This is a genomic window from Phocaeicola sp. RTP21198st1_B8_RTP21198_201120, from assembly GCF_040929485.1.
Lineage (GTDB): Bacteria > Bacteroidota > Bacteroidia > Bacteroidales > Bacteroidaceae > Phocaeicola > Phocaeicola dorei.
The window spans coordinates 1-7,047 of the sequence record NZ_JBCOCI010000128.1; the positions used below are offsets into that span (position 1 = coordinate 1).

8 protein-coding genes are annotated in these 7,047 nt (G+C 39.4%); 5 read left to right on the plus strand and 3 right to left on the minus strand.

Features of this window, described 5'->3' with window-relative positions; all coding sequences use genetic code 11:
* The 3 genes from AB5935_RS22885 to AB5935_RS22895 form a co-directional block, all read left to right on the plus strand.
* A partial coding sequence (locus AB5935_RS22885; protein WP_368327597.1) for a DUF5131 family protein occupies positions 1–352 on the plus strand: 352 nt, incomplete at its 5' end.
* Positions 353–533: 181 nt separating this feature from the next.
* The gene (locus AB5935_RS22890; protein WP_007835478.1) at positions 534–1,661 is read left to right on the plus strand and encodes a hypothetical protein; all 1,128 of its coding nucleotides are present in this window, start codon (positions 534–536) and stop codon (positions 1,659–1,661) included.
* A gap of 12 nt (positions 1,662–1,673) precedes the next feature.
* Positions 1,674–3,143, plus strand: coding sequence for an ATP-binding protein (locus AB5935_RS22895; RefSeq protein ID WP_007835477.1), 1,470 nt, complete (start codon positions 1,674–1,676; stop codon positions 3,141–3,143).
* A gap of 70 nt (positions 3,144–3,213) precedes the next feature.
* Here the strand turns inward: AB5935_RS22895 and AB5935_RS22900 are convergent, their stop codons facing one another.
* Complete coding sequence (locus AB5935_RS22900) at positions 3,214–3,882, minus strand: MgtC/SapB family protein (protein WP_007835476.1); 669 nt, start codon at positions 3,880–3,882, stop codon at positions 3,214–3,216.
* Between the two features lie 15 nt (positions 3,883–3,897).
* Positions 3,898–5,133 (minus strand): DNA recombination protein RmuC, encoded by a 1,236-nt coding sequence (locus tag AB5935_RS22905; protein WP_038609686.1) that lies wholly within the window; start codon positions 5,131–5,133, stop codon positions 3,898–3,900.
* 95 nt (positions 5,134–5,228) lie between these two features.
* Here AB5935_RS22905 and AB5935_RS22910 point away from each other — a divergent pair, with 95 nt between their 5' ends.
* Positions 5,229–6,035, plus strand: a complete 807-nt coding sequence (locus AB5935_RS22910; protein ID WP_007835474.1) for a Cof-type HAD-IIB family hydrolase — start codon at positions 5,229–5,231, stop codon at positions 6,033–6,035.
* Here AB5935_RS22910 and AB5935_RS22915 read toward each other — a convergent pair.
* A complete protein-coding gene (locus AB5935_RS22915; protein WP_007835473.1) occupies positions 6,025–6,555 on the minus strand; it encodes a ferredoxin domain-containing protein in 531 nt (176 codons plus the stop codon). The two genes, AB5935_RS22910 and AB5935_RS22915, sit on opposite strands and share 11 nt — an antisense overlap.
* Before the next feature lie 293 nt (positions 6,556–6,848).
* On the opposite strand from AB5935_RS22915, the gene AB5935_RS22920 reads away from it, so the two are divergent.
* The coding region (locus AB5935_RS22920) for an RNA recognition motif domain-containing protein (RefSeq protein WP_368327598.1) at positions 6,849–7,047 on the plus strand (199 nt) is incomplete at its 3' end.

Sequence of the window (7,047 nt, forward strand, 5' to 3'; positions counted from 1 at the left end):
GGATTACCGTCTTCCTCTTTATAAAGCAGCTCCTGTAAAGCATAAAATCATTATCTGTGAACCATTGTTGTCCGCTATAAACTTCAAGGGAGAACTTGGTACATGGGTAGAACAGATTGTGGTAGGTGGAGAATCAGGTAAAGAAGCGCGCATATGTAATTATGACTGGGTATTGGACATTCGTCGGCAATGTATAGAAAATAATATTAACTTTTGGTTTAAACAAACTGGATACAGATTACTAAAAGGAGAACGTGAATATAAAATAGCCCGCCAATTTCAACATACACAAGCTAGAAAAGCAGGAATAAACTATTCTAGGGGATCTAACAGCAATAATTATAGTGATTAAGAAAGTGTTTCATTTTGAAAGAGTTCCTTTTCATTTTGGTAAGCTTTAGTTTTTAATGACACGCTTATGGCATTGTAACTAAGCCGTTTGTTTTATTGGTATATTCTTTGTCTGTTATAAAAGGACTGATATTAAATATGCGGAAAATTGTTATATTTACACTAATATGATAAAGTAACAAATGGAAGACAGAGAAGAAAGTGTACAGCATTTTTTAGATTTGATTAAACGTTCACGGCGTGGAAAGTTTAAAATCTATATCGGAATGATAGCCGGTGTAGGGAAGAGTTATCGTATGCTGCAAGAAGCTCACGAAATGTTGGAGAACGGGGTAGATGTACAGATAGGTTATATTGAAACGCACGGACGTGCAGGAACCGTTGCTATGTTGGAAGGATTGCCTGTTATCTCTCGGAAAAAGATATTTTACAAAGGTAAGGAAGTGGAAGAAATGGATCTTGATGCCATTCTTCAGTTACATCCCGAACTAGTTATAGTAGATGAATTGGCACATACCAATATCGAGGGCAGCCGGAATGAGAAACGTTGGCAAGATGTAATGGAATTGTTGGATGCCGGTATAAACGTAATTTCTGCAGTTAACATCCAGCATATAGAAAGTTTGAATGAGGACGTAAAAGGTATAGCAGGTATAGAAGTTAAAGAACGGATTCCGGATAAGGTGCTGCAGGATGCGGATGAAGTGGTAAATATAGACCTTACCGCCGAAGAACTGATAAACCGGTTGAAAGCCGGGAAAATCTATCGTCCTGAAAAGATTCAGTTGGCACTGAATAATTTTTTTAAGACAGAGAATATTCTTCAGTTACGTGAACTGGCACTAAAAGAAGTGGCCTTTCGAGTCGAGAAGAAAGTTGAAAATGAAATTGTAACAGGTGAAAAGGGCATCCGGCACGAGAAGTTTTTGGCATGTATCAGTAGTAATGAACGGACTCCCCGACATATTATCCGTAAAGCGGCACGGCTTGCTTCCCGGTACAATACGGTCTTTTTTGCCCTCTATGTACAGACACCTGCCGAGAGTACGGAACGTATTCCATTGGCAACACAGCGGCATTTACTTAACCATTTTAAACTGGTTACCGAGTTAGGTGGTGAAGTTATCCAAGTTTCATCTTCCGATATTATGGGAGAAATAATTAAAACTTGTCGTCAACGTGGAATTACAACCGTCTGTATGGGGCATCCTACTTTCAAAATGCCAGGTGCATTATTCAGTCTTTCCAAATATCGAAAATTTCTAAACTCTTTAGCTGAAATAGACATAGATTTGATTATACTTGCATAAAAAATAAAAGTTATGAATATAAAGTCGAAACTAACCCTTGCCATAGGGGTATTGGTGGCAATGATTGTACTATTGGTTGTACTTTCTGTTGTGAATTTGCAAATATTGACCGCCACGGAACCTGACAGTCCGGCAGCAGGTCCCGGATTACAGCGGGCTTTATTGTGGATATATGTTGTTGGTGCCGCATGTATATGTATTGGTATTGGTATGTGGCTGCGTCTTCCTGCATCGATTGATAATCCTATTAAAGAATTGACCAACGCTATACAGGAAATTGCGAACCATAATTATAAAAAACGTTTGGAATTAAGCAATAGTGAAGAATTTTCTGAAGTATCTAAAAATTTCAACCGCATGGCCAAACGTCTGGAAGATTATCATGCAAGTGCTTTATCCGATATGATGGCATCTAAAAAATATATGGAGACTATCATCAACAGTATCAACGAGCCTATCATTGGTTTAAATAATGATATGGAAATCCTTTTCATCAATGATGAAGCATTGAATGTGATCAACCTGAAGCGTGAAGAAGTTATTAAACACTCTGCACAGGATATTTCCCTGCGCAATGATTTGTTGCGTCGCCTGATTCGTGAATTGGTGGAAATTCCTGGGGAACCAGTCAGAGACAAGGAAAAAGAAAAGAAAGAACCTCTGAAGATTTATGCGGACAATAAGGAGAGTTTTTTCCAAGTAAAATACATGAGTATTTCCCAACCGGGGAAAGATGGGGTTACTATGGAAAAAAAAGGATATGTCATTATGTTGAAGAATATAACCGAATTTAAGGAACTGGATTCGGCCAAGACTACGTTTATCTCTACAATCTCACATGAATTGAAGACTCCTATCTCGGCTATTATGATGAGTCTGCAATTATTAGAAGACCAGCGTATCGGAGCTTTAAATGAAGAACAGGAAGATTTGGCAAACAGTATCAAAGAAAATAGCGAACGGCTGCTTAATATCACCGGCGAGTTGCTGAATATGACCCAGGTAGAATCAGGAAAACTACAGTTGAAGCCTAAGATAACCAAACCTATAGAGTTGATAGAATATGCAATAAAGGCCAATCGTGTACAAGCTGAAAAATTTAATATTCAAATAGAAGTGGAATACCCTGAAGACAAAATAGGTAAACTGTTTGTCGACAGTGAGAAGATAGCTTGGGTTCTAACCAACCTTCTTTCCAATGCCATCCGGTATTCACCGGAAAACGGTCGTGTGGTAATAGGGGCACGTCAAACAGATGATGGATTCATTGAGATGTTTGTACGGGATTTCGGGAAAGGGATTGATCCACGTTATCATAAAAGCATCTTTGACCATTATTTCCGGGTTCCCGGAACTAAAGTACAAGGAAGCGGTTTAGGCCTGTCTATTTCCCGAGATTTTGTCGAGGCCCATAATGGTACTCTTACAGTAGACAGTAAGCTGGGAGAAGGAAGTATGTTTGTTATGCGATTAAAAGCATAATCACAGCACAGGGGAGAGAATCTTTCAATAAGAGCTCTCCCCCGCTGCTTTTGAACCAAGCCGGAAAAGCTTACTCCAACCTGTGAACGGTAATATCGCTAAAATCTTGTAATAATGTCAGTAACATACCTTCATCATTGTATTTCTTAGATTTTATAACCATTGTAACATAATAGGTTGTTACTTCTCCCAACCTCTTTTCGTCCAATTGATAGGAAACAATATTGTATTCCTTGGAATTGAATTTCTTGGCCATACGGTTCAGTGTTTCTTTATTGTCTGTAGAGAACTCTACCATGGAACTTTTCATACCTATACTTTTAAAAAGATAGCTAAGTGCCTCAAGACCAATCAGCGTAAGGATTGTTGCTGAGATTCCCAGCCAGTACATACCGGCTCCAATGGCCAGACCGATGCCCGAAGTAGCCCAAATTCCGGCAGCGGTAGTAAGTCCGCGCACGATTTGTTTTTGAAAAATAATAGTACCCGCTCCAATAAAACCGATACCACTGACAACCTGTGCGGCCACACGACTCGGGTCCAAGTCTATCCCCTCCATCTTCACTACTTCCATAAAACCATATTGTGATACAATCATAATGAGAGCACTTCCCAGTGATACTAGAAAATGGGTACGGTAACCGGCTTCTTTAGCACGATATTCCCTATCCAGACCAATAACAGTACCCAAAGCGCCTGCCACAAACAATCTCAAAATAAAATCCCACGTCATGCTCATATTGAAATCCTCCTTTTATTCATCGTCTTCATCATCAGTCAGTTCGGGCAAACTCAACATTCGTTGGCTGTCTTCTGCCGGAAGGGCTTCTACCTGGCGTAATTTACGTTCTATGGCACGAGTACGTTTCCCCATAACTTCCTCTAACTGGTCTCCTGCATTCTGTAGATTTTTCTGTACCTTTTCCAGCAATCCTCCAAACTTTCCGAATTCGGTCTTTACTGCCCCTAACACATTCCATATTTCGCTTGTTCGTTTTTGAATGGCCAGCGTACGGAATCCCATTTGCAAACTATTCAGGATAGCTCCCAGGGTGGTAGGACCTGTAACCACTATCTTCCAGTCTTTCTGCAACATTTCCACCAACGCGGTCCGGCGGATCACTTCTGCATAGATGTTTTCGAATGGCAGAAACATAATGGCAAAATCTGTTGTAAAAGGTGGGTCTACATATTTATCGTGAATATCCTTTGCCATTTTTTTAATTGTGATTTCCAGTTGACGGGATGAAGTTTCAATCAATGCGGCATCTCCGGCTTCGTATGCATCCTGATATTGTTCATATACATCTTTGGGAAATTTGGCATCCACAGGTAAATATACAGTATCATTATTATTTTCCTTTCCCGGAAGTTTAATGGCGAACTCCACAAATTCCGTTGCATTTTTCTTGGTTTTGACATTCGCCTCATATTGTTCCGGACTCAGCATCTGATCCAATAAGGCACCTAATTGTACTTCTCCGAATGTACCCCGTGTCTTCACATTACTTAAAACTTTTTTCAATCCTCCTACATCCTGTGCCAGACCCTTCATCTCTCCCAATCCTTTTTGTACATTCTCCAGCTGCGAACGTACTATCTCAAAGGATTGTCCTATACGTTCATTCAATGTTTTCTGTAATTTTTCTTCTACCATTTGCCGCATGTCATCCAATCGTTTTTCCGTACTTTTCACCAAAGCTTCCTGTTGCTTGCCCATTGCTTCAAATTTTTCCCGTTGCATTTCATTACCGGTCAGCAGGTTTTTATGCAAAGTATCCTGCATATTACGGATAGAATAATTCAAGGTTTGATTCAGTTCGTTACGAAGTTCGCGAATATTTTTTCCCAGTTCGTCCCGGTTTTCTTTCATTTCTTCGCGTAGCAATCCTTCCAGACGTTCGGTTTGCAGACGATTGTTTTTAGTAAGTGCGATTACAATATTAATTATCAGCAGGATAATAATTACGGTTAATAAAATTTCTGTCATGATTCTTGTTTATTTTGAGCAAATGTAGCAAAAAGCCATGAATTTAATCGTTATATTTGCAGCGAATTTGGCAAAAGCACTCCATTAAATAGTATATGAAGTATAAATTATTAGTTTTAGACCTAGACGGAACGTTGACCAATAAAAAGAAAGAGGTAACGGAACACACACGTCGTACACTTATCGAAGCGCAAAAGCGCGGAGTAAAAATTGTTTTGGCATCGGGACGTCCCACATACGGTGTGGCTCCACTGGCTGAGATCTTAGAGCTACAGAAATACGAAGGTTATATACTTTCGTATAACGGAGGTGAGATCATAGACTGGAAAACCGGTGAGATGATGTACGAGAATGTGCTCGATCCGGATATATTACCTTACCTGTATAAATGTGCCACCGACAACCATTTTGCTATCGTCACTTACGATGGAAAATATGTATTGACTGAATATCCGGAAGATGAATATGTATTGAAAGAAGCTATTCTGAATGTGATGACTCCCAAGAAAGTGGATCATTTTCTGGAGGCAATAAAATTTCCTATTGCCAAATGTCTGATTGTAGGTGAACCTACGCGGCTTGCAGTGCTTGAAAAAGAAATGTACGAACATTTGAAAGATCGTATGGGGGTATTCCGTTCCGAACCTTATTTTTTGGAATTGGTTCCTAAAGGTATTGATAAAGCACAATCACTGGCCGTATTGCTAAAAGAAATCGGTATGACAAAAGAAGAAATGATTGCCGTTGGTGATGGTTTTAACGATCTTTCTATGATACAATATGCCGGATTGGGGGTAGCAATGGCCAATGCTCAAGAAATAGTCCGTCAAAACGCCGACTACATCACCCTTTCTAATGAAGAAGATGGTGTAGCCGCGGTAGTAGAGAAATTTATTCTTTAGGTTTCCGGTCAAAGAAAGGATTTTTAGAGGATGCGCTGACAGGGATGGCATAAACCTGGGTGCATCCTTCCAGCCAGTTCAGACGCTGTGCTGCTAATCCGGCCGAGAACATGACCCGTGTGTCCACCCTGTTGTCTGCTGCTGTGGCACAAGCTGATCCGATAGCAATGCCCACATCAACACTATTGATAGCACATGGCACTCCTTCTTTGCGAGACACACAAGTAGCATATCCACAATGACCACAATTCAATCCTTGCGCCTGTTCGTGTGTACCTATTAACAGGACACATTCTGCATTCAGAATATTTTCCGCATCGCGCAGGAAGAATTTCATTCCATGCTCCGCAACCATTTTCACCATCATTTCCGATAAAATATTGATATTACCATCCGTCACCATGGCTATTTCAATAATATCAACACCTTTTCCTTTGGGAGCAGTACGCGCTGCTGTCATCATTTGTCGGGCCACATGCAGAACATGTTCATGGCGGCTTTCTCTTTCATTCAATATCATATAAATCTTAGTTATAAGTTAGCTATTAATACAAAATTAGTGAATATGAATGATATAAGGCTCTTGCTTTAAGCCTAAAAAGTATAAAAAGAGTCACCGGTTAAAAAAATATCAAAATAAAAAGAGAAATATAGTGGATAATCCAATTATTTATCGTTCCTTTGACAACGGAATATAAAAAGATAGTTTTTTCGATTGACTCAATTCATCTCACACTTGAACCGTTTCTATTCTTCTAACTAAATTTTTAAATTCAAAGTTTACTTAATTATTTATTTATCAATTTTTATTTTATGAATTTGTATATTGGAAACCTTAACTATAATGTTAGGGAAGGTGATTTGAGAGGTGTAATGGAAGAGTATGGAACAGTAGCTTCAGTAAAACTTATTACTGATCGTGAAACACGTCGTTCTAAAGGTTTTGCTTTTGTAGAAATGCCTAATGATGGCGAAGCTAAAGAAGCTATCAAGCAATTGAACGGTGCAGAAT